This is a genomic window from Myroides odoratus (assembly GCF_965118575.1).
GTDB classification, from domain to species: domain Bacteria; phylum Bacteroidota; class Bacteroidia; order Flavobacteriales; family Flavobacteriaceae; genus Flavobacterium; species Flavobacterium odoratum_B.
The window spans coordinates 38376-64002 of the sequence record NZ_CBCPHW010000003.1; the positions used below are offsets into that span (position 1 = coordinate 38376).

Here is a 25627-nt window from a genome sequence, read left to right on the forward strand (position 1 = left end):
TTATTTCTGTTGTTTGGTAGGCATCACAAAGTCCTTCAAATAATAAGGCTCAAAATAAGCGACATCTACAAAATCTTGAGCGATATATTTTTCATAGCTCAACGGAATCATTTCTTTGGCTGAAGGATACACAATTGTTTCACAAAAGTGGAAATTAGCAGCTTTTAGTACGTCCGCGCATTTCATCGCACCATCACCAATAAAGTAAACGGGATAATCCCCTTTTAATTCCGCAAAAGAAGCTTCGTCAATCACTTTTGCCTCTATTGCCTTATCGAACTTGCCCTCATGAGAAAACGTGGCGCAAAAGACCTCCATTCGCCTTGCATCAATCATCGGAATGATCCATCCCTCTTTTACTTGCAATTGTTTGGCTAAAATTTGCAGCGTATCCAAGGCAATCATGGGAATATTTAACCCATAACACAGGCCTTTTACAGCCGAAACACCAATGCGCAATCCCGTATAAGAACCAGGACCTTGACTTACGGCAATCGCCGATAAATCTTGCATTGTAAATCCATTCTCTTTTAACAAGGCTTCAATAAACACATGGAGCTTTTCTGCATGAGAAAAATTTTCCTCTGCTATTTCTTTTACACCAACAGCTACGCCATCTACAGACAAAGAGACTGAACAATTTTTTGTTGCAGTCTCTATATTCAATAGTACAATCATTTTTTACTTTCTTCTTTCTTTATTTTGTCGTTGTGTTTCAACGTCTTGCTCACCGTCGAATAAGGTCCTGTGATAATCACGTCTCCCTTTTTCAAGCCTTTTACAATCTGAATATTCTTATCATCTTGAATGCTCGTTTTCACAAAGCGCAATTTAGCTATTCCTTGATCCGCTACGAAAACGGCTTCATTTAGTTTTTCACTACTGCCGTTTACTTGGTCTGTCATTGCATTACTCAACGTATCTGCTGGACTGCGCATCACTACAGCACTAATCGGAACAGCTACCACTTTATTTTTTACATTGGTAATAATATCTACTGCCGCGGTCATCCCAGGTCTAAAGGGGGAATAATCTTTAAGTTTTCCATCCAATAAATCTTCATACGATTCGCGCAAGATTTTAATTTTCACTTTAAACGTAGTTACCTGATCCGCTGATAAGGTTTGATTGGAAGCTGAATTTGAGATACTGGTCACAATACCTTTAAACTCTTTTTTCAAAAACGCATCGACGTTTATCTTCGTTTCATCGCCAACTTTTACTTTGACAATATCATTTTCATTGATATTTACTTCCACTTCCATGCTGTTGAGATTGGCTACGCGCAACAACTCTGTACCTGCCATTTGTTGGGTTCCTAATACGCGTTCTCCCAATTCAACATCCACCCTAGAGATTGTTCCTGAACTAGGTGAATAAATAGTGGTACGCAAGAGGTTCACTTTGGCTTCTTCTACAGCGGCTCTTGAGCTTTCTACATTGTAAAAAGCAGAGTTTTTATTGGCTTTACTCACTTCGTAAGCACGTACCACTTGATCCCATTCAGATCCAGAAATAACGCCCTTTTCAAAAAGCGTTTTGTTACGAGCATAAGAAGCTTTTGATTCTTTCAATTGCGCCTCTGCCTGTTCTACTCCCGCTTTACTTGTGGCCAACATAGCCACCATGCGATCTAAGTTAGATTCATATAAATTGGGATTAATAACCACAAGCAAATCTCCTTTATTTACAACCTGTCCTTCTTTTATAGGCAAATTTATAATTTCTCCAGATACTTCTGGTGTTATTTTTATCTCAATTTCAGGTTGAATTTTTCCTGTACCGGACACCGTCTCTACTAAATCAATCTCATCTACGGTTGCCAATTCAACAACAATTGAATCGTCCTTACCTGTAAAAAATTTAAGTACAACAAAGAGCAGCACAACTACGGCTAAAACGATAAATATGTATTTCTTTTTCATAACTTAATTTCTTTTAAACAAGGGAATTCCAAAGTAGTATTCTAAAATTTTGTTCTTAAAAATGTAATCGTATTTTGCTCTCAATAAATTGGATTGAGCCGTTACATATAGATTTTGATTTTGATTTAATTCAAAGATATTAATCAACCCTACCGCATATCTTTCTCTAGCATACGCCAATGAATTTTCACGCGATTCTAAGGTTATTAAACTTGCTTCATACGTTTGATAGGTACTTTTGGTATCGGTATAGGCTTTAAAAACCAATTGCTCTAATTTGAGCTCTTCCGCTTCCTTTTCATAGTGCACTTGTTCCAAGGCAAGTTGATTTAATTTAACTGCATTTCGCGTTTTTAATCCATTAAAAATGGGCACGCTCAAACTCAAGCCGAATGCGGAACTTTTATTGTTATCGATTTGTCTAAAAAACGATTCTGGTCCTCCGTACACATTCATTTGTCCTTGTCGCATTACGCGTTGTCCAGAACCTTCCACAAATCCAATTTGATCTAAACTACCCGAAGCTGTGCTACCAACTAGTCGATCTTGGTAATGTACATTGGATCCGAAGTTGTAGAATCCACTTAATTTAGGATAATAAGCTCCTTTGCTAATTTGCACTTCTTTTTCGGCTAATTGAACATTGAGTTCTGCTGATTTGATATTGGTCAAAGATTCAAAAGCGCGAATTGCAATATCTTTTGGATTGTAAATCAACAGCTCTGATTCCTCTACCTTGTAGTCCGAATCAATCACATCAAAGTTCTCATAATCTCTAATTTGCAACAATTGCGCTAAATTCAATTTCGCAATAATCAATTCATTTTGTGCACTGATCAAACGCTGTACAGAAGAGGCTACTGTTGCTTTAACGTCCAACAAATCACCGGCAGGAACCACACCTGCTCCAACTAAAACTTGCACTCTCGTTTCTTCCGATTGATCGTACTCCCACTGTATTTTATTGGTATGTACCAGTTCTTTATTGAAGATAATTTGCAAGTAGGAGTTAATCACGGCTAACGCAATATCTTCTTTTATTTTCTGTACTTGATACGTAGACGCTAAATGATCCAATCTAGCTTTGGCTAATCTTTTCTGTTTTTGCAAACCATCAATGATATCAATGCCTACACTAAGACCAACCGTTGATTCTTGTATTGTTTGCTGCCTAATTAGACCTGTTTGCGCATTAGGTTGATCGATTAAGGTCCACGAATGATTTGCACTTGCACTCACTACAGGTAAGAAATCATACTTCGCTAAATCTAAAGTAACGTTTTTGCTTTGCTCAGTAATTTCGAGTTGTTTGACACTAATATTATGTACGATGGCATGATTGATACACTCATCCAGGGTCCAATATTTTTCCTGTGCCGAGATAGTCAGGGCAAAGAGAAAAAATACTACGGAAAGGCAAATTTTATTCAGATTCATTGAAACCTATTTATCTAAACAATAAGACGTAAAGTTACTGGTATTGTTACATTAAAGGTAACAAAAAAACCGCCTAAGTAGGCGGTTCAAATTTTTATATCTAATTGTTCTTCTTTTTCTTATACACTTTGTAACTAAAATACAAAGCAAAACCAACAAGCAAATAAGGAAATATCATCAAATAAACGATTCCGTTATTTACAGCCTCTGCTTTTACTCCTCCATCTTCTGTTTCTAAGGCAGCTCTACACATGGCACATTGTGCAAATGTAGATTGCGTAGTTACAAGAAGGAAAAAAACGATTAAAAACCAATACTTTTTCATAGCTGTTTAATTTACATAATAAGGAGAAATCATCAAATAAACAATCACTCCAGTCACCGCTACATAGAGCCACATTGGATAGGTAATTCGCGCTATTTTTTTATGGCGCTGGTATGAACCTGAAATACCGCGAACGAAAGTTATCAATACAAAAGGAATGATGATAATTGACAATAAAATATGGGAAATCAAGATAAAGAAATAGGCATATCTAAGAAATCCTTCCCCCCCGTACTTCGTTTCGATTGATGTCATATGATACGCGACATACATCGCTAAAAAGGCAACTGAACAGGCGATACATGCTTTGATTAAGCGCTCGTGTAACCCTTTATTTCCTTTTTTAATAGCCCAAACAGCCCATACCAATAATACAGCTGTAATTCCATTAATGGTAGCGTAAATTGGAGGTAAAAAACTCAAAGGTTGTACATCATATCCTAATTTTTGTAGGTTAACGCCAAACAAAATGGCTACTACAATTGGGATTGTAATGGATAAAACCCAAATCCACTTGGTATACTTCTGTTCTAATTCTTTATAATTTTCCATGTCTATTCTGCTAATAAAAGTTCAATATCTTCTTTAATCCATTTCACCCCTTCATCAGATGTACCATCGTAATACAAAATAGGATTTCCAAATTCATCAATTCTACATCTAATATTCCCTTCTTTGTCAATCAGTGCAAATAAACCAGAATGTTCAAATCCACCAGGTGCTTCAGGGTTAACGCCTGTATATAGGTTAAATTTTGCTGCTAAATCATAAATGTATTTAGCATCACCTGTAAGCATATGCCAATGCGGAATTGTAACGCCTAAATCATCCGCATGCTGTTTCAATGCTTCAACTGTATCATTTTTAGGATCAATGGTAATTGAGGCAATCCCAAAGTCCAAATGAGGTCTAAACTGATTTTGAAGCTTCAACATATTTTGATTCATAATCGGGCAAATAGTTGGACAATTGGCAAAGAAAAATTCCACTACATACACTTTTCCCTTATAACTAGCATTATTAATTGTTTTGTTGTTCTGATTCACCAATTCAAAACTCGGTGCTTGTCCAATAACAATTAGATCCGACTTTTCAAATTTCTTAATAATCTTAGGTAAAGCCCAAATACCAAAAACCAATACGATTAAAGAAATCCAGATATATGATTTTTCTTTCATACTTATTCTTCTTTATTAATGCGTTTATATTTTTTCAAAGCGAGTCTATATTCTGCCAAAAGCACTTTTACGTCGTCCATCATATCGTTGTGTAATTCGGCAGCAGATATAGTCGAATACCCTTCTTTGTACTCCATTACACCCGCTTTATTTTTTCCATTACGACCACGAAGATTACGATCCTTGTCAATCAAATAAACATTTGTACTGGCTAAATCGTCATCCAATTTACCAACCAAGCCTAAGCTTTTGAAAAAGGTTTCAATCTCTGCGGGTTCAAGGAATAAGTAATTCCAGTTGGACATATCCGAAATAGGACTTAAATCATCCACTACTTTTTTAGCTTCTTCTTCAGAACCTTTAGGTAAGACCATAATCAATTGAAAATCGTCAAAATCTTTATAGCGATTGTAGATTTTCTGATTGAGATTAAAAGCATCACCGCGGTCTCTGTATAAGTGTGCACCAGGAAAACCAAGTACCGTAATACGGCCTTCTAAAATAGCAGGCTTATCCAATGAGGTTTCCCCTTGAGGCAACTCATTGACTTGTTCGCTAATAACCGGTAATCGTACAAACTGATTTACACCAGAAGCAAAGAAGAGATAGGCACAAATCGGCATAACAAATAGCAATACGAGTATGATATATTTTTTCACTTTAAAACAAATTAAAATTCTCTAACAAAAATAAAAAAAGGCGGTTAATAAACCGCCTTACAAATTATAATAACTTATTAAAATATCCACTTATATTGCGAGTTGTGAAATACGTCATAGATGTAGTTTCCTTCGATTAAAACCAAAGTAATCAAATAAACACATAAGAACACTAAAACTCCTGCTACAGACCATTGAAATGCCTTTTTTTCATGCTCTAAGTGCATAAAAGACCACATGATATAATAGGCTTTCCAAATTGTTAAAACAATGAAGATATAATTTAACAAACTCAATCCGAAGATATGCACATGATGAATGCTTTCCGGTTTTAAAATACCCAAAACAACTTCAACAATTGTAATTGCGGATAGGATAAAAAATACTTTCCAGATTTTCTTTGAGTTTGAGTGATGCGCTGTTGCTTCTGCTGCCATATCTAAAATATTTTATAACAATTAAACTAAATAGAAGAAAGTAAATACAAACACCCATACTAAATCTACGAAGTGCCAATACAATCCTCCTTTTTCTACCATTTCGTAACTTCCTCTTCGGTCATACGTACCTAATAAAACATTAAAGAAAATGATAATATTAATTAAGATACCTGTACATACGTGGAATCCGTGGAATCCAGTAATAAAGAAAAAGAAATCAGCAAATGATTTATGACCGTATTCGTTGCGAATTAGATTAGCTCCTTCTACAACAAGTACAGCTTCTTTTAGACGCTCCGCAGAAGCTTCTCTTGAAAGAACCTCTTTGTGTTTTGCATCTGTCGTATTTTGTGTACGAATTTTTATATTTGGATTTGCTTCAAATCCAGCTTTCACTTCAGCGATAGAATACGTTGAATGCTCTGGACCTTTAACGAACCAAGTAGCCTTAGCTCTTGTCAACGTTGCATCTTGACGATGAGCATCTACAATAGCAAAATCTGCTAAAGCGATTTGTTTGCCATCTTCTCCAACAAATTGTAGGATAGAACCTCCTCTTGTTTCAACCGCACCATAGGTACCGTTAATAAAGTTTTTCCATTCCCAAGCTTGTGATCCAACGAACACTAAACCACCTACGATTGTTAAAAACATATAGATAGCTACCTTTTTTCTATTCATTTGATGACCTGCATCAACGGCTAATACCATTGTTACAGATGAAAAAATCAGAATAAAGGTCATCAAGGCCACATAATACATCGGTGCATCTACACCATGTAAAAAAGGAAAGTGATTAAACACCTCATCTGCAATCGGCCAAGTATCCACAAACTTGTATCTTGTAAAACCGTATCCTACAAGGAATCCACAAAATGTTAATGAATCTGATAATATGAAGTACCACATCATCATTTTACCGTAGCTTACGTTTAGAGGCCCTTTCGCGTCGCCTCTTACTTCAGTAGCTTCTGTAGTAACTGTCGCTCCCATAAAAAGTTGTTAATTATAAAGTTCCCAAATTTAAATTAAATTTTCTATTTAAAGAATGTAAAAAACAAAAACAAATAAACCCAAAGTAAGTCTAAGAAATGCCAGAACCATGCACATAGCTGTATTCCAAGGTATTGCTCAGCATTATACTTTTGTTTAAAATGATTATAAATTACAATTAATAAAGAAATCATTCCTCCAAATAAGTGTGCAATATGCACAATTACAATCACATATAAAAATGAAGTTGTAATTGTACTTTCACTTCCGGTGAAGAAATAGCCTTCGTTAATTACTTGCCCAAACCCTTTGAATTGCAAAAAAACGAATAAGAGACCTAAAATCAAAGTAGAAATTAAATAAATCGTACTTCTTTCACGATTTCCCTCTTTCGTTGCTTTCAAAGCGAGGTGCATTGTTACACTACTAATTAAAATAGCAGCTGTACTAAGTGCAAATTCGATTGGCAAAACAAAATCAGCCAACCAATCTGGTCTCGATTTACTTACTACATAAGCACTCGTTAAACCAGCAAAAACCATTGCAATACTTCCGATAGCAAACAACAACATTACTTTTAATGCTTTGCCTTTCTTTTCGACTTGCTCTTGATCTAAAATATGTTCCATAACTTAGGTATATACTATCGTAAAATTTTATCCAACACGTAAATAATTTGGATCAATGAGATATAAGTTACACTTACTAACATCAATGATCTCGCTGCTTTATCTGTTCTTTTCTTGTACAAATTCACGGCTGCCAGTAACATCCAAATACCCGCTAAGAAAACAAGTCCTGCTGCGATTGGTGTTAGATACAGACGACCTGTAACATTAAATACAGGGAATATTGAAACAATCATCAACCAGATGGTATATAAAATAATTTGCGTTAGCGTTTTATTATCTTTTTTTCCAGTTGGCAACATCGAGAAGCCTCCTCTTTTATAATCCTCAAACAAGAACCATCCAATGGCCCAGAAATGGGGAAATTGCCAAAAGAACTGAATCAGGAACAACGTACCTGCTTCAATACCAAAATTATTGGTTTCTGCCACCCATCCTAGCATAAAAGGAATAGCCCCTGGAAAAGCACCCACAAATACAGATAACGGTGTTACTGTCTTTAGCGGAGTATAAACACTTGTATATAAGAAAATTGAAATAGCCCCAAACATGGCTGTTTTTGGATTCACAGCATATAAAATACCGATTCCAATAATCGTCAATACAACAGCTAAGATAAAAGCTGGTGTTGGTTTGACCCGTCCTGAAGCAATTGGCCGATTAGCCGTTCGATTCATTTTAGCATCTAAATCGCGTTCAATAATTTGATTGTAAACGTTAGATGCTCCAACCATACAATACCCCCCTATAGCAAGAGCGATAATGGTCAGATAATTGATGCTTCTAATATCAGGAACAGCTAAAACATAACCTGCCAAAGTGGAAAACACTACACTAAAGGCAAGTCCCATCTTAGTCATTTCTTTAAATTCCTTGAGGATAGAAACCGATTGTTTATTTTCAGAAGAAATATTCAAAGCTGTTTTCATTTGTTTTTAATGAGTTGCAAATATAATCCAATTTTTAGAACTACACCTATAAACCTAGGGCAGAGCTTTGAATATTCACTTATTTCACTCTTTTAATAATTTTCAATCGTTCCCTTGCCCTCAACTATCTCTTTTGCCGAAGAAGTTCCTAATCTTTTAACGCCTAAAGCAATCATTTCAATAGCGGCTTCACGATCTCTAATTCCACCAGCTGCTTTTACAGGTAATGGCCCTGCATTTTCCAACATTAAAACTAAGCTTTCTAAAGTAGCTCCATTGGGTTTCCCCCCCTGTGTTTTATAAAAGCCCGTAGATGATTTTACAAATACTTTGTCATAGTCCTCTTCTTTAAAACGACTAATCACAACATTTTTAATCAAGGTTGTTAGCTTTATAATTTCAGTACTATCTAAGGCTGCTACTTCAATAATCCATTTCACGACTTTTCCGGCTTCTAAACCAAATTTTGTACACACATAGACCTCTTCTTTCACTGCGTCAATTTCTCCCTTTTGAAAAGCCTTATAATCCACAACATAGTCCAATTCATCTACACCATCTTCAACCGCTTGTTTCGCTTCTTTTAGCTTCGCTTCTAATCCTCCATCGCCTTTTGGAAAATCAATGACAGTACCCAAGAGAACTTTAGATTGATTTTGATCAACCAAAGCTCTTCCTTCTTTTACTTCTTCAGGTCTAATCATGGCTAGTTTAAATTTCTCCTCGATGGCTTCCTGAATTAAAGCGGTCACTACTTTCTTATTTTCTACTTCAGATAAACCTGCTTGTTCTGCGGTTTTTAAGTAAGTAGAATCCATAAATTCTCTCAAATCTCTCATGCTTGTAAGTGCTTAATTATTAATAAAAAAAAGCCCCATTGCTGGGGCTCTAATTTTTTTTATGCGTTGTTAGAAGTAAACCAAATAAAATTCCGATGGCACTACCCAAAGAATTAGCTATAAAATCTGCCCATTCAGCACTTCTTGAATTCGTAAGATAATATTGACCTAGCTCTATCATCGCACCCAAGAACGTTGCTATGGTAAAGATAACTATTCCTATTCGCCTATTTCGTTTTCTCTTGTTATTTTTTTTACAACTAAATAAAAACCACACCAAGGAGAAGACAAAATAGAAAGTAAAATGCGCTACTTTATCTTTATTTGGAATATTAAAAAATGACGTACGAGGTATGGAACTAGCCTCTGCTAAACAAGCATATAGTATAAAGCATGTCCAAAGTGTTCCAAGTATAAAATATCCCTTACGCCCCAATTAATTCTTTATATTCTGCATCTGATAACAAAGCGTCTACTTCACCTAAATCAGAAATCTTAACTTTAATCATCCATCCCGCTCCGTAAGGATCTTGGTTTACTAATTCTGGTTTTGTTTCTAACCCTTCGTTAAATTCAATTACTTCACCTGAAATTGGCAAGAATAAATCTGAAACTGTTTTTACTGCTTCCACTGTACCAAAAACTTCATCTTTATCCAAAGTCTGGTCCAAGGTCTCAACTTCAACATATACAATATCTCCTAACTCTCTTTGAGCGAAGTCTGTAATACCTACAGTAGCAATATCACCTTCGATAGCTACCCACTCGTGGTCTTTTGTGTACTTTAAATTAGCTGGTAAATTCATTTTGTATTATTTTTTAGCAAATGTATAATAAACTTATATATTTCGAAACAAATTCTATTGATTTCCGAAACTATATCGCATAGTTAGCCCCGTTCTAATATTTGTTATCGGATACATGGTTGAAATAACGGCTTTCGAAAAAGAATGATCATAGAAGAAAATAGCGGTTAAGTTTTTGCTTAACATATAATCGGCTGTAATTAAAAGTTTCCAAAGGTTTTGTCCGCCTCCCACTTGGTTGTTATTGTAATCTAGATAACGAACAATGGTTTCTCTTTGACTCAAGGTCAAATCAAATTTGATATTAATATCACTTTCAATACGTCCTCCCATACCATTATTGGCATACATCGAGTTGAAACCAACATTTTTAATTCGATACCCCAAGCCAATGATATAATCTTGTCCTGTAGTTTCGGTCAATAAATTATTGTCAAAACTCAAAGCTAAGGTTCTATCTCTGCGAATTTCAGCTAAAATTTTGATAGCTGATTTTGTTTCTAAATCAAAGCGAATTAAAGGGTTGAATTGTTCCGTTAATATCGCGTTATTCACGATGGTTTGTGCCGGGTAATTTCCATATTGATTCACCTCATTTGGCTTTTCATTATATTCAAAATTGGAACTAAATGAGCCTAAAGCGTATGTAGCGGTATACCCATGGTGAATAGAAAATCTTCTGAATTTATCTTTTACCCATGGAATGCGCATCAAACCTGTATAGCGCATATTCCAGTTTGGCAAAGGAATATCTCTAAACATACTTGTTGATACTTTACCGGCTCCTTGTCCAGTATAAGCCGATAAGAAAGAAGGCAATAAGACCTCTTGACTTCCTTTACTATAGCCAATAGGGAAACCCTCTTTATCCAAGTTGTTGGGGTCATTGATATCGATTCCTCTATCCATTGCCAAGCGATTAGCTATAATTAATCGATTCTCTTTCATGCGTTCAAAAGCAGCTGAATACTCTAGAGAATTACTAGAGAAAGCACTGCTCAACATAATGGTTGAAATACTAAAATTCCCGTAACTATAAGGCGATTGCGATTGATATTGATTTTCAATTACCTGAAACTGTTCGGAATAATTTTCGGACTTCATTCTTCTTCCTGTAACATCGATGGTTAAATCAGGAATAGGATTTAAACTCGCGGTGAAGTTTAAGGTTTTATTCGACACTTGGGTAAACTCTTGGTTGAACTCTGGGAAATTAGTTAGATATCCATTATTTGCCGCTTGATAGCGAACATCTGCTTGATCTCCAAAAACGAATCCCATGGTTGGTTTTCCAGTGCCAAAAAATCCAATACTTGGCATATATCCTGGAAGTACGGTACCACTATTTTCAGCATAATTAATCTGAATTGTTTTTACCGATGTCAGTAAACCAATTCCAAAATCAGTCCATGCACTTCCTTTATTTTCATTTTCTTGGCCTTTGGTTTGCACTACTTTTTGCCCCGGAACAATCGCTGCTTTTTTAGCTGGGCTTTTCTTTGCTGTATTGCTTTTTACTAATCCGACATAGCGATATAGCGTTTCCATACTAAACGTAGTATTCAACTGTTGATTTCTTGAATTCTGAATGGTATTTCCTAAATTGTAATCCATTCCTTCAAATTCAATTTGACTAAAAGCATCGGAAGCACGTTGCCAATTATACGTACCCGTATAGGCATACGTTGAGCGAATAAAACCTAAGAAAGGTATTTTATTGATAGGCAGTTCGTAGTTCAACGTAAATTGTTGGGTAAACTGATTCGGCTCACCAATATTAAAATAGTCATCCCAAATCGTACTATTTTCAATTACATTATACTGACTATCGAAATAATTTCGCACAATATTATTACTTCCTGCCACATAGTTTAAGCGCAGTGATTTGGTAAGATCAAAATTAAAACCATAGTTGTAATTAAAGTAATAATTACGTCTATACAACGGATCTAATCCAATACCTTCCACATCAATTAAGCGATATTGTTGTCTATTATACTGACGCATAATACTACTGCTAAACATAATATTTGAAGGCATATAATTGACATTAAAGTCCTTCAATATTTGCCAATATCGTCCCTTCATAAAGCTTACCTTCTTGAAAGGTTCTATAGGTTTTGTTTCAAAACTATAAGCATAATCCGCCGCAGATCGCACCTGTTGATCAATCATTGATTCCACTTCGAAATCGTGATGAATCACTTCATTATACGAATGAGAGACGGTTATATTTTCAATGTCGTAAATTCTCTTTTTGCTTTCTGGATTTTTCTGTTTGTTTACACCAATAAAGTTGATACTTCTGCGCTTGGTATAATCCGTGGCTCTTTTTTCAATTTCTTCTGCCATAGCAGAAGATGGAGCTACAGATTTCATTGTTTTTAATCTAATATCTGGGTTTGCAGGATCAAATTCTGGAGTAATAAACTCTTCACTAATCGCGTAATTAAACGGTAAATTTATACGCCAATCTTTAGGCAGTAATTGACCTAAATTCACATTGGTAACGATGCTATAAGATTTAAAATCTTCTTTACTTCTTTGGTTGGGTCCTTGTTCTAATCCTCCAAAACCAATCGTGCGTTTAGTTCCTGTAGCAGAGATATTGGCAAAGTCAGCTAAATTGGCATCCATTGTCAAGGTAGCTGCCCATCCTCCTTTGTTATCCATATCAGACATTCTCAGTTCATCAAACCAAAACTCCCCGCCTAAATCACCCGTCGCACCAAAACGATCCAAATCATTACGCAGACCGATCATAATAACACGGACATTTCCAAAATTGGGATTCCCTTTAATTCCATAGCGCAATTTATTAGGGCGTGTCGTTCCGCCAGAAAGCTCTTCTTCCTCTTTAAAGAAGATATCAGTTAAGCGTTCTTGCTTTCCTACCTCATTCATAAATAGCACTTTCAATTTGGTCAAGAGTTCTAATTGAAGTTCAAGCTCATTCGCTTCTGGCCAGATCATATCTGGATTTGCTTCGCCAAAATTAGTAACTTTTAAAGGGATTTCAATTTGGTAGAAGTTATCTGTAATATCCGTTCCCAAACGAATAAAGGCTACCATTTCATCATCGCGCAAACGCAGGGTACTATTTTCAAGTGCTTCTGCGTGAATAAACATACGCAGTTTATTATAACGACGAAGGTCTAAACTAAAGTTTTTATACACGCCTCGAGAATCACCTGGCGCTAATCCATCGGGTGTTTTTCCTTGTTCAACTGGATATACTTTCAACGATAAAGACTGTTCATTCTGAGCGACAATCGTATTGTTTACATAATATTGTTCGCGTTTTACCCCTGGAGGTATCACATAAGGAATTGGTTTTCTATCGTAGTTATCTTGAATATTTATCGACGTTACATCAAATCCCGTATTAGGACGCAAAGGCAAAGGATTATTGTCTTTGTCATTTTGTAAACTTGCATTGTATCTTCTCCAATCCGAACGCACTAAATCCAAGCTACCAAAACGCAGCGTAATATCGCTTTCAAATCCAGTCAAGTACATACGCATAAAACGCATGGATCTGAAGTCATCGATCATTCCAATTTTTTTCCCGTTTTCATCAATTGGAACTTTATATTGTACCCAACGAACCGGGGTAACAGAACCATCCGCTAATTGGACTGTTGTATTTCTAATATCCGTCACAAAGTTTTCACCAACTGCCGGATTTGCTTTTATTTTTACTGCATATTCAAAATAAGCATCAATGGTATTCATAGTATTATCACCATCAATATCTTCTGCATCGGGTTGATTATTTCCCCCTCTTGTTCCTGTTGTTGGAGAGTTTCCTTCTACCCCATTGTAATCTTTATAACGCTCTAAGATTCCTCCATCAGCATCTAAATAATGGACAAAATTATCTGCCGCAGGATCCTTGAAACTAGCAAAATTGCTAAATTTTAATTTTTCTTCCTCATCATTTAATCCATCCAATCCGACATCTTGTAGTCGTCTACTATCTGCATTGACATCAAAGGCGTAAATTAAAGAAGGAGCTGCAGGTACTTTCCCCCAAATCGTTTCGATTGTAGCTACGCTACTACCTACACCAGGTAAACCATTTTCATATTGTTTGTACCCATCGCGTAAGATATCTTCCGAAATAAAGCCAAAGTTCAAACGCAATTCACCACTATTTCTTTCAACAATCATATCATTTGATCTTCCAATGTAAGGGTCTAATACCCAAAATTCGACGAATTCAATATTAGCTTGTTCAAAGTTTGTTGTCGCTAATCCGCGCATCACTCCACCCCAATTATTGCGAGGTGTTTTTGATTTCAGTCCTTGTAAAAATTCAGGATTAAAATTATAAGGACCTCTTTCTTCGGGGTAAAATGACATATCTAAAGTAGTAATCACTCGACTTTCACCATAAGCAATATCTTTGGTTGCGAATAACTCTTCACTGTAAATTCTTCTTGTTCTATTTGAAGACATATCTTTATCACCTACTCCTGTAGGTTTAGCACCTACATAAAAAGTTGGATCAATGGTATACCAAGCTAGTTTTCCTCTGCGGAATCCATCTTCTAAAGATTGAGGCAAGGTATTTGGATCTTCAAAGGTATTGGCGTCCTTTTTGAAAAAGCCAACAGGTGTACTTGACAATTTCCACGCTAAAGGAGAGCGAACATCAATACGAGATTGAGCCCCTTCAAAATCATCGATATAAACCGTCGCCTCACCATTCATTTCATCATTCTTCGAAGCTCCTGGTTGTAAATAAGCAAACTCTCCTCTTACTGAAATTCGCGATTCAACATCGGTATCAATGTTTGGCAATTTGTTTACCATTCGCGTTAAGAAAGGTACTTCAGTTGAATATTGCGCATTGAATCCCCAAATTGTATTGTTTACAGATTCTTGTCCATACATCGATTTATGCGTCATTGGCTTTTCAGATAAACGCAAAAACGTACCGCCAATTTTAAAATCTTTATTAAATTGATGATCGACATTTAAACCAAAAAATCGCTTGGTTTGTTGACCGAACATCGTATTGTTTTCAACAGAAATATTGATTGGTGTATTAGACGCAAGCAGAGCTTCATCCAAAATCATTACACGTCCGCCTGTATAGTCAACCGTATAATCAACCCCTTCGGATAAGATTCTTCCACCTGCATTTACAACTACGGATCCTGGTGCAATATTAAATGCGCCAATTGGAATTCCCTGTCCGCTTACGCTTGAGTATTTTCCTTTTAACTGAAACTTATTTTGACTACTTTGATTGCGTATAGCCGATGATTTTGTATTGCTATACAATTCGCGGAATACATATTTTTTCTGGTTTGAGTTATACGATACAGGTGTATCGAAATCTTCATCCGTCTTGCTCTTTAATTTATTAAATAAATAGGAACCAAAAGGTTCTGCTGTGGTAAAGATAATTCGCCCATTAACCGCATCAATTGTAATTCCATCAAAACTATTGCTGTTGTATTGATTTTGGTTGGAGTTATTACCGCCGTATCCGTTGTTATTTCCTCCATATCCGTTGGTATTATTTCCTCCATACCCACCGGTAGTTGGATCTAAATTATTGGTGGCGCTTCCCTGTGCTAAATAGTCAAAGAAACCATCTCCTCCATTTTGCGGATTATTGGCAGAATCCAATCGATCTAAATGAAATACTTTTAGTAAAGGTGTTCGTTCCACATCCTCAGGTAAGGGCACATCCCCAACTTGACTGATATAATTTAATGGACTTGGATCGGTATACAATAAATTAAAGCGAAACTTATCTTGAGAGATATTCATTGCATTGGGAATCTGATAGATATTTTTCATCATCAAATTCCAAACGGGTGCACTAGTCAAGGTTAATGAACTCTTCAACATTTTTACCACTAGCGATTGCGCTAAGGGAACTTGTACATCAGGATTTGTTTGTCCGGGAATATTCGTTTCTACGTTAGAACTTCCGCCATCGGTACCGAATTCCCCTACCTGATATACCTTATCTCCAATGGTATATTGGAAAGCTACTGCTAAAACTTCGTCATTCGACAAGCGTTGTTGCAAAGAGATATAGCCCAATTGTGGGTGAAACGTAAACTCGTTGGTACTTAATTTTCTAGCACTTTCTAAGCGAGCATAATCCAATCCTTCCTGTACATTATTGGTAAATCCACTGCCTCCCACACCCGAAGTGCGAATAGCTGGGGTTAAATAATTACTGCCAATTTTTCCAGGGTCGTACTGGTTATTCTTATTATCTGTTGGTGCATCAATGGTTTTATTGAGTACAAAAGCAGCAGGATCTACACGAGGTGAGAAAATCTTTTCTGTTTTGACATTGCGCAAAAATCCTTCCCCTAAATCTTGAATAGCCACAATATTTCGCAGGTTATTATTGGTTTGACTCACGCGATTATAGCGATTCGTAACCCAAACTTCAACACGCGTTATACGCACTCTAGAATTAATATAAGGGTAATTTTTTAAGGCTTCATCGTATTTACTTCTGAAGTATTGAGATAAGAAAAAATGTCGATCTTCGTCGTAATCTAGCGCATAGAGTTCAAAATCCTCTAGCATTCCTCCCCCTTCTGCATTGACAGAAGTTGTCTGAGATTTCTGTTCTGAAAAAACGCCTGTAATTGTTGTTTTACCGAATTTTAATTCTGTTTTTACCCCAAATAAACTTTGAGCACCGCGAATTAAAGACCCACTAATTGGCATACTTACGTTCCCCACTTCTACCTTTTGAACAATATCATCTTCATCAGGGCCATATTCCAATTTCATGATATTCTGGAAATCGAAACTCGCTTGGGTATCGTAATTCGCATTTACAGCTAATCGCGTTCCAACCATCCCTTGCAATCCCATGCTGATGCGTTGGTCAAAATCAAAGGTTGTTGACTTTCTATTTCTGCTAGACATCAATGGATTTTCTTGTTTGGTATGGCGAATACCCATATCAAACTCTACCGATCCTGAAGGTCGCACATCAATTTCATTGGATCCGAATATTCCAGAAAACAATTTTGAATTCACGTAATACCGTGGCAACATATCGCGTTGCGCTTGTGGATCATCAAGTGTGCCATTGACAGCATTAAATTTCTGAGAAAAATACCGGCGCATTTCCGCGCGCAACAATATTTTCTCATATTCTTGACGGGTTAGAATAAGTGGTAAACTCAGGTTATAATCACTTACGATTTTCGTATAGTAATATTGATCTGTTAATGGATCATAGCTATAAGATTCCTTGATAATTTCAGGATCTGGTAATTCGATAGTACCAAAATCGTAAGCTGGTTGAGCAATTGAATCGTTCAGTTGATTCAATAGCGGATTTTGTGCGATACCTGAAAAGGCACTACACAAAAGAAAGAGAAAACAGAAAGCCAGCTTTCGGTGAAAAACAAAGAAATCTCCCAAGACTTACAACTTTTTTAATGCTTGTTTAATAATAGTCTCTACAGAGGCTTCAGGATCCACTTTTAAAATGGCGTCTACTACTTTTTCTGCTGTTTTGCGAACAAAACCAAGCACCTCTAAAGCAGATAACGCTTCATCGGCGTTTGTATTGTTAATTGTTGGTAAAACTTCGTCAATATTATAAAGTTTGATTACCTTTTCTTGTAAGTCTAAGATAATTCTCTGGGCTGTTTTCACCCCAATGCCCTTAATGCGCTGAATACTTTTAGCATCCGCATTGGCAATCATTTGCAAGAGTTCTTTAGGAATTGTAGAGGATAAAATATTACGTGCTGTATTTCCTCCAACACCCGATACAGAAATTAAGAGTTTAAATAATTCGCGTTCAACTTTATCAATAAAACCAAATAAAGTATGGGCATCCTCTTTAATTTGAAGAAAAGTATAAAGCTTTAGGTTTTCAGAGTTACCTATAAGCGAATACGTATAGAGTGATATATTTATTTGATAGCCTACTCCATGACAATCAACAATCACTTCTGTAGGTGTTTTTTCAATTAATCTTCCTTGAATCTGCGCAATCATACAATCTAATTTTCATCAAAAATAGTAAATAATTTTAACTATTTACTAACATAATGAGTGGCAAACCAAGGAAGATTTTTTTTTATTTTTTATTTTTTCTTGCGGCTCTCTCTAACTTGAGCATCTACAACTGCCACAGCTGTCATATTCACCATTTCATCTACGCTTGCGCCTAATTGAAATATGTGAACTGCTTTTTCAAGTCCCATAATAATTGGACCGATTGAAGTCGCTTTATTTAATTCTTTCAACATTTTATAGGTAATATTCGCTGAATCCAAGTTTGGAAAAACCAAGGTATTCACTTTTTTATTTACCAATCTCGAGAAAGGGAATTTAGATTTTAGCATCTCATTATTCAAAGCAAAATCCATTTGAATTTCACCATCAACAATCATATCTGGGTATTGTTCATGTAAAATACGAACGGCTTCTTTCACTTTTGTTGGAGAAGCTTGGGTTGCAGAGCCAAAGTTAGTATAAGACAACATGGCAATTACAGGGTCTAAGCCAAATAATTTAACGGTTTTCTCCACCATTACTGCGATTTTCGCTAATTCTTCTGCTGTAGGGTTTGGATTAATAGCGGTATCTGCCAAAAACATAGGCCCTCTTTTGGTCATCATCAAGTTTGCTGTAGCGATTTTCTCTACCCCTTGTGTTCTTGGGATTAATTCCAAAATTGGTTTTACAACCGTTGGGTAGCTACGAGAATATCCCGTTAACAAAACATCTGCTTGATCTGTATTCACTAACATCGCTGCAAAATAATTGCGTTCACGCATTAATTTTGAAGCTTCGTATTGTGTGATTCCTTTGCGTTGTCTTGTTTGCCAATATAATTCTGCAAATTGCGCTCTTCTTTCTTTCTCTGTTTCTGCTTTAGGATCGATAATCTCTACATCAGCGAAGAATTCGATTTCCTTTTTCAACTCTAAGATTGTCTCTTTATCCCCTAATAAAATTGGAATAGCAATTCCTTCTTCATAAGCAATTTGAGCTGCTTTTAATACATCGAGGTGATCTGCTTCAGCATAAACCACGCGTTTAGCATCAATTTTAGCTCGATTAAACAACATACGCACCAATTTGTTATCAGAACCCATTCGCTCTTCTAACTCTTGCTTATATTTATCCCAATCGGTAATTGGTGCTTCCGCTAATCCAGAATCCATGGCTGCTTTTGCAACGGCTGGAGGAACTACTGCGATTAACCTTGGATCAAAAGGTTTTGGAATAATATACTCACGGCCAAAACTAAATTTCGTTTCTCCGTACGCAATATTTACTTGTTCTGGCACAGGTTCTTTCGCTAATTTAGCTAAAGCCATCACTGCTGCCATCTTCATTTCTTCGTTGATTTTAGTAGAGCGAACATCTAAGGCTCCTCTAAAGATATACGGGAATCCCAGTACGTTATTCACTTGGTTTGGATAATCCGATCTACCCGTAGCCATGATTACATCTTTACGCGTTTCAACCGCCAAGGTATAGTCAATTTCTGGTTTAGGATTAGCCATAGCAAATACAATTGGATTAGCTGCCATACCCAATAACATCTCAGGTGTAACAACATCCGCAGTTGAAAGACCGATGAATACATCGCTTCCTTTCATTGCATCTAATAAAGAGATATCGTAATCAACGGCATATACTTGTTGTAAATCCGAAATGCGATCATCGTTTTTCTTCAATACTCCTTTGCTGTTAAACATTAAGATATTTTCTTGTTTAACACCAAATGCAACATATAGATTTGCACAAGCAATAGCGGCAGAACCCGCTCCTGAAACGACCATTTTCACTTCTCCGATATTCTTTCCTGCTAATTCTATCGCATTCAATAGAGCCGCGGCTGAAATAATAGCTGTTCCGTGTTGATCATCGTGCATTACAGGAATATTCAATTCCTCTTTTAATCTTCTTTCAATTTCAAAAGATTCAGGGGCTTTGATGTCTTCTAAGTTGATCCCCCCAAAGGTAGGTGCAATATTCTTCACTGTTTGGATGAATGCCTCAATATCCGTAGTATCTACTTCAATATCAAACACATCAATATCAGCAAAAATCTTAAACAAGAGTCCTTTCCCTTCCATTACAGGTTTTGACGCTTCAGGACCAATATTTCCCAAACCTAAAACAGCTGTACCGTTTGATATAACAGCGACTAAGTTTCCTTTCGCTGTATATTTATAAACATTATTTACATCTTTTGCTATTTCTAAACAAGGCTCGGCAACTCCAGGTGAGTAAGCCAATGCTAAATCTCTTTGAGAAGAATATTTCTTTGTAGGTACTACTTGAATTTTTCCAGGCGTTGGTTTTGCGTGATACAACAACGCTTCCCTACGTAAGCTTTCTTTATTCATAAAAAATATTTTTTAACCGAATAAACAAAGTTACCTCTTTTTAAAGATAATTTTATGTTAGAATTCTATTCCTTTAAAAATTTAATATTCCGTATTAATCCAGTATATTTTGTTCTTTTTACTGCAGATTTCTTAAAAATATCGTTAAAAATATCATTAGTAAGTTCTTCCCACTCACGATCAGAATAATCAATTAACGCGCTATTAGGAGTAAATCGGGGTTCACTATGGGGCTGAGAAAAGCGATTCCATGGGCAAACGTCTTGACAAACATCACAACCATACATCCAATCCTCAAACTTACCAGCAAATTCTTTGGGGATATCTTCCTTTAACTCAATGGTAAAGTACGAAATACACTTAGACGCGTTAACGATATAAGCGCTTTCTATAGCACTGGTTGGACACGCATCAATGCATCGGGTACACTTTCCACAGTGGTCTGTAGTAGCACCATCGGATTCAAGTTCTAAATCGATAATTAATTCTGCAATAAAGAAAAAAGAGCCTACTTGCTTGGCAATAAGATTGCTGTTTTTTCCAATCCATCCTAAGCCGCTTTTCGCTGCCCAGGCTTTGTCCAAAACAGGAGCTGAATCAACAAAAACTCTTCCGTCAACGGCGCCAATATTTTCGTGAATAAAATACAGAAGTTCTTTTAATTTGTCTTTGACCACATAGTGGTAATCTTCGCCATACGCGTATTTTGAAATCTTATAACTACTCGTTGTTTGTTCCTTTTCAGGATAGTAATTAAACAGCAAAGAGACCACACTTTTTGCGCCTTCTACTAATAAAGTAGGATCAAGACGCTTGTCGAAATGATTCTCCATATACTGCATACTTCCATGCATATTGCCCTTTAACCACTTTTCCAAACGCGGAGCTTCGGACTCTAAAAAACCTGCTTTAGAAATCCCACAGGACAAAAATCCCAGGCGTTTTGCTTCCGCTTTAATTAATTCAGAGTAACGCGAAGTATGATCCATATTTTTTACAAGTCAAATAAGCCACCTACTGACTGACTTCTGCCCAAATGTTTAAATGCCAATTCTGTTGCTTCACGTCCACGCGGTGTTCGAATGATAAATCCTTCTTGAATCAAATACGGTTCATACACCTCTTCTAAGGTTTCTGCATTTTCAGAAACAGCCGTTGCCAAAGTAGATAATCCCACAGGACCTCCTTTAAATTTATCAATAATCGTAGATAAGATTTTATTATCCATTTCATCCAAGCCGCGTGCATCCACATTAAGTGCATTTAAGGCATATTTAGCGATTTGAATATCAATGCTGCCATTGCCCTTAATTTGAGCAAAATCGCGTACCCTACGCAGCAATGCGTTGGCAATCCTCGGTGTTCCGCGACTGCGACCAGCAATTTCAATCGCGGCCACAAAATCAATAGGAACATTCAAAATAGAAGAACTTCGCTCAACGATGGTCGCGAGTAATTCTTTGGAGTAATATTGCAAGCGACTTTGAATCCCAAAACGCGCGCGCATTGGGGAAGTCAATAAGCCTGAACGGGTGGTTGCCCCAACTAGGGTAAAAGGATTTAAGTGAATTTGAACCGAACGCGCATTCGGTCCAGACTCAATCATAATATCTATTTTAAAATCCTCCATGGCCGAATACAAATACTCTTCCACAATAGGGCTTAACCGGTGAATTTCATCGATAAACAAGACATCTCTTTCCTCCAAGTTTGTCAATAATCCGGCTAAATCTCCGGGTTTATCTAAAACAGGACCTGAAGTAATTTTAATTCCCACATTCAACTCATTGGCTAAGATATTAGCCAAAGTTGTCTTTCCGAGTCCTGGAGGTCCATGAAATAACGTATGATCCAAGGCTTCCCCTCTTTGGTTTGCCGCGGCCACAAATATTTTCAGATTTTCCAAAACACTATCCTGACCTGCAAAGTCATCAAAGGACAGCGGTCTGAGTTTTCTTTCAACGTCTAATTCTTCAGGATTGAAATGCTTGTTTGTAGGATCTAAATGCTCATTCATACAACAAAGATAAATGAAAAAAAGGGATACAAAAAAACGCCATTCAAATTTGAATGGCGTTTTATATTTAAACTAAAATAATCTTAGTGGTGTAATTGTTCCTCACCTTCCATATAAGGCATAGTTTGAGGGGCATAATCTTCTGGTAATCCAGGTTTACTATAGTCATAAGGCCATCTGTAAACAACTGGTAATTCACCAGGCCAGTTTCCATGTAAATGTTCTACTGGTGTAGTCCACTCTAAACTGTTAGATCTCCAAGGGTTTTGAGGTGCTTTTTTACCGTAGAAAATACTAGTAAAGAAGTTCCATAAGAAAACTAATTGGAAAGCCGAACCTACTAAAGCAAATACTGTAATTAATACGTTCACATCATAGAATTCATCAAATAATGGGAAAGCTGTATTTGAGTAATAACGACGTGGTAAACCAGCTAATCCGATGAAGTGCATTGGGAAGAATACCCCGTACGCACAAACAGCAGTTACCCAGAAGTGAATATAACCTAAGTTTTTATTCATCATACGTCCAAACATTTTAGGGAACCAGTGGTAGATACCTGCAAACATTCCGTAAAGAGCAGAAATACCCATTACTAAGTGGAAGTGAGCAATAACGAAATATGTATCATGTACGTTGATATCTAGTGTTGAATCTCCCAAAATAATTCCTGTTAAACCTCCTGTAATGAACGTAGAAACGAAACCAATACAGAATAACATAGCAGGGTTCATTTGAATATTACCACTCCAAATCGTCGTGATATAGTTAAATGCTTTTACTGCAGAAGGAATTGCAATCAACAACGTAGTAAAGGTAAACACCGATCCCAAGAACGGGTTCATACCCGAAACGAACATATGGTGTCCCCAAACAATAGTTGATAAGAAAGCAATACCTAAAATTGACGCAATCATCGCGCGGTAACCAAAGATTGGTTTACGAGCTGAAGTTGCAATAATTTCGGATGTAATACCCATTGCAGGTAAGATTACAATATATACCTCAGGGTGACCTAAGAACCAGAACAAGTGTTCGAATAATACAGGAGAACCACCTTGGTAATGTAAAACTTCACCCGCTAAATAAATATCTGATAAGAAGAATGATGTACCAAAACTTCTATCGAAAATCAATAATAAAGCTGCTGATAAAAGAACTGGGAAAGAAACGATACCGATAATAGCCGTAACGAATAAAGCCCAAATTGTCAAAGGCATACGAGTCATCGTCATACCTTTAGTTCTTAAATTAACAACGGTTGCTACATAGTTCAAAGATCCCATTAAAGAAGAAGCGATGAAAATAGCCATTGAAATTAACCATAAAGTCATTCCCATACCAGAGCCTGGGATTGCTTGTGGTAAAGCACTTAATGGAGGATAAATCGTCCATCCTGATGATGCTGGTCCTCCTTCTACGAATAATGAAAAAACCATTAATACCGCAGAAATAAAGAATAACCAGTAAGATAGCATGTTCATAAATCCTGAAGCCATATCACGTGCTCCAATTTGCAAAGGAATAAGTAAGTTCGAGAACGTACCACTTAAACCTGCAGTTAATACGAAGAATACCATAATTGTACCGTGCATGGTAACCAAAGCAAGATAAACATCATTACGCATAACTCCATCGGGAGCCATTTTTTCTCCTAGTAACCATTTAAATACCTGAAAAGATTCTTCAGGCCACGCAATTTGCATTCTAAATAAAAGGGACATTACAATCCCAATGATTCCCATGATAATACCTGTAATCAGGTATTGTTTAGCAATCATCTTGTGATCTAAACTAAAAACATATTTAGTAAAGAAATTTCCTTTATCGTGATGATCGTGATCGTGATCATTAATAATATCGTGTCCTACTGCTGACATAGTATAAGTTTTATTAAATATGTGAGTTTTATTTTACTACTTGAGCGATAGCTTCCGTTTCTACTTCTTCTGTAACAACTTCTGTTTCAGCAGGAGCACCAACTTCTTCTTTAGCACCATTTTCAGCAGCCAATTGATCTGCTAAAGTTGGCAACTCTTTTAACCAAGCCTTAAATTCTTCTTCTGTTGACACAACAACTTTAAGTTGCATGTTATAATGTGAAGCACCACAAATTTTGTTACATAATAATAAGTAATCAAATGTATATGGGTCTAAAGCTTCATGTCCTTCAGCTACTAATTTCTGGCTTTTCTCCGCTCTAATATTATTAATATTATTCACTTTATTAACAATACTCTCACGGCTTCTCATTTCTTCTGTTGTAACTGTTGGTACAAAAGCGAATTGAGTTACCATACCTGGTACACAGTTCATCTGTGCTCTAAAGTGTGGCAAATAAGCAGAGTGTAATACATCTTGAGATCTAAATTTCAAAACTACTTTTTTACCTACAGGTAAATGAAGTTCTTTTGCCATTTTATCATCTTGTGCATTCGGATCCGTCATATCAACACCAACCACATTTACTCCTTTAATAAAACGCACGTTGGCTTTTCCTAAAGTATTGTCAGTTCCAGAGTAACGAATATCCCAAGCAAATTGTTTGGCATATACTTCAATATTGATTACTTCTTCTTCTTCGTTGACAAACATGATATCATTCCAAGCAAATAATCCATAAAGAATTAAACCAGTTAAAGTAATGGTTGGAATAATAGTCCAAGCTGCTTCTAATTTATCATTATCCGAAAAATATCTAGCTTTTCTTCCTTTTACTCCACGTGCTTGAAAAGCAAAATAGTGTAATAAAAACTGCGTAAGAATTTGAACAAAGAAAATCAAAATCATAGAAATCCACATTAGATTATCTACTGTTTCTCCGTGTTCAGAAGCTGAATCGCTCATCAATGGAAACTTTCCAAATTTCACTAAACAATAAATAGTGAAAATGTAAATGAAAGCTAAAAATCCAAAAGTTATATAACCATGTACGTTATTATCTTTCTCGTTAGCTACTTGAGATTTATAGTTATCAGGTCCTGATCCTACTTGCGTTAGGTCGAATATTTTAGTCAATTGCCAAATTGCAACTCCTAATAACACAACTATCGCTACTATTAATAAACTAGTCATTG

At 36.3% G+C, this 25627-nt stretch carries 21 protein-coding genes; all 21 read right to left on the reverse strand.

Annotated elements, in window-relative coordinates; translation table 11 throughout:
* Complete coding sequence (tsaB, locus tag ACMHJ2_RS03015) at positions 1-678, reverse strand: tRNA (adenosine(37)-N6)-threonylcarbamoyltransferase complex dimerization subunit type 1 TsaB (protein WP_413511480.1); 678 nt, start codon at positions 676-678, stop codon at positions 1-3.
* Positions 675-1925: an efflux RND transporter periplasmic adaptor subunit gene (locus ACMHJ2_RS03020; protein ID WP_413511481.1), complete on the reverse strand. Its 1251-nt coding sequence runs from the start codon at positions 1923-1925 to the stop codon at positions 675-677. The genes tsaB and ACMHJ2_RS03020 overlap by 4 nt, the downstream gene beginning before the upstream one ends.
* A gap of 3 nt (positions 1926-1928) precedes the next feature.
* Entirely contained in the window at positions 1929-3362 is a 1434-nt protein-coding gene (locus ACMHJ2_RS03025) for a TolC family protein (RefSeq protein WP_413511482.1), read from the reverse strand.
* 100 nt (positions 3363-3462) lie between these two features.
* Entirely contained in the window at positions 3463-3687 is a 225-nt protein-coding gene (locus ACMHJ2_RS03030; protein WP_413511483.1) for a hypothetical protein, read from the reverse strand.
* Positions 3688-3693: 6 nt separating this feature from the next.
* Positions 3694-4239 (reverse strand): DUF420 domain-containing protein, encoded by a 546-nt coding sequence (locus ACMHJ2_RS03035; RefSeq protein ID WP_413511484.1) that lies wholly within the window; start codon positions 4237-4239, stop codon positions 3694-3696.
* Between the two features lie 2 nt (positions 4240-4241).
* The gene (locus ACMHJ2_RS03040) at positions 4242-4865 is read right to left on the reverse strand and encodes an SCO family protein (RefSeq protein WP_413511485.1); all 624 of its coding nucleotides are present in this window, start codon (positions 4863-4865) and stop codon (positions 4242-4244) included.
* Between the two features lie 2 nt (positions 4866-4867).
* Complete coding sequence (locus ACMHJ2_RS03045; RefSeq protein ID WP_413511675.1) at positions 4868-5488, reverse strand: hypothetical protein; 621 nt, start codon at positions 5486-5488, stop codon at positions 4868-4870.
* 113 nt (positions 5489-5601) lie between these two features.
* On the reverse strand, positions 5602-5961 hold the full coding sequence (locus tag ACMHJ2_RS03050; protein ID WP_413511486.1) for a cytochrome C oxidase subunit IV family protein: 360 nt from the start codon (positions 5959-5961) through the stop codon (positions 5602-5604).
* Between the two features lie 21 nt (positions 5962-5982).
* Entirely contained in the window at positions 5983-6957 is a 975-nt protein-coding gene (locus ACMHJ2_RS03055) for a cytochrome c oxidase subunit 3 (protein WP_413511487.1), read from the reverse strand.
* 44 nt (positions 6958-7001) lie between these two features.
* Entirely contained in the window at positions 7002-7586 is a 585-nt protein-coding gene (locus ACMHJ2_RS03060; protein WP_413511488.1) for a heme-copper oxidase subunit III, read from the reverse strand.
* A 14-nt stretch (positions 7587-7600) separates the two neighbouring features.
* Entirely contained in the window at positions 7601-8503 is a 903-nt protein-coding gene (cyoE, locus tag ACMHJ2_RS03065) for a heme o synthase (RefSeq protein ID WP_413511676.1), read from the reverse strand.
* A 104-nt stretch (positions 8504-8607) separates the two neighbouring features.
* On the reverse strand, positions 8608-9354 hold the full coding sequence (deoC, locus tag ACMHJ2_RS03070) for a deoxyribose-phosphate aldolase (RefSeq protein ID WP_413511489.1): 747 nt from the start codon (positions 9352-9354) through the stop codon (positions 8608-8610).
* A 49-nt stretch (positions 9355-9403) separates the two neighbouring features.
* A complete protein-coding gene (locus tag ACMHJ2_RS03075; protein WP_413511490.1) occupies positions 9404-9790 on the reverse strand; it encodes a VanZ family protein in 387 nt (128 codons plus the stop codon).
* The gene (gene gcvH, locus ACMHJ2_RS03080) at positions 9780-10160 is read right to left on the reverse strand and encodes a glycine cleavage system protein GcvH (RefSeq protein ID WP_413511491.1); all 381 of its coding nucleotides are present in this window, start codon (positions 10158-10160) and stop codon (positions 9780-9782) included. The genes ACMHJ2_RS03075 and gcvH overlap by 11 nt, the downstream gene beginning before the upstream one ends.
* A gap of 54 nt (positions 10161-10214) precedes the next feature.
* Positions 10215-17579, reverse strand: coding sequence for a cell surface protein SprA (gene sprA, locus ACMHJ2_RS03085; RefSeq protein WP_413511492.1), 7365 nt, complete (start codon positions 17577-17579; stop codon positions 10215-10217).
* A gap of 3 nt (positions 17580-17582) precedes the next feature.
* Complete coding sequence (ruvA, locus tag ACMHJ2_RS03090; RefSeq protein ID WP_413511493.1) at positions 17583-18164, reverse strand: Holliday junction branch migration protein RuvA; 582 nt, start codon at positions 18162-18164, stop codon at positions 17583-17585.
* 89 nt (positions 18165-18253) lie between these two features.
* Positions 18254-20533 carry an NADP-dependent malic enzyme gene (locus tag ACMHJ2_RS03095; protein ID WP_413511494.1) on the reverse strand — a complete coding sequence of 760 codons (2280 nt, stop codon included), beginning with the start codon at positions 20531-20533 and terminating at the stop codon, positions 18254-18256.
* A gap of 65 nt (positions 20534-20598) precedes the next feature.
* Positions 20599-21522: a tRNA epoxyqueuosine(34) reductase QueG gene (gene queG, locus ACMHJ2_RS03100; protein WP_413511495.1), complete on the reverse strand. Its 924-nt coding sequence runs from the start codon at positions 21520-21522 to the stop codon at positions 20599-20601.
* A gap of 5 nt (positions 21523-21527) precedes the next feature.
* Positions 21528-22550 (reverse strand): Holliday junction branch migration DNA helicase RuvB, encoded by a 1023-nt coding sequence (ruvB, locus tag ACMHJ2_RS03105; RefSeq protein WP_413511496.1) that lies wholly within the window; start codon positions 22548-22550, stop codon positions 21528-21530.
* 83 nt (positions 22551-22633) lie between these two features.
* On the reverse strand, positions 22634-24430 hold the full coding sequence (locus ACMHJ2_RS03110) for a cytochrome c oxidase subunit I (protein ID WP_413511497.1): 1797 nt from the start codon (positions 24428-24430) through the stop codon (positions 22634-22636).
* A 28-nt stretch (positions 24431-24458) separates the two neighbouring features.
* A complete protein-coding gene (locus tag ACMHJ2_RS03115; RefSeq protein ID WP_413511498.1) occupies positions 24459-25625 on the reverse strand; it encodes a cytochrome c oxidase subunit II in 1167 nt (388 codons plus the stop codon).
* Positions 25626-25627 lie beyond the last annotated feature (2 nt).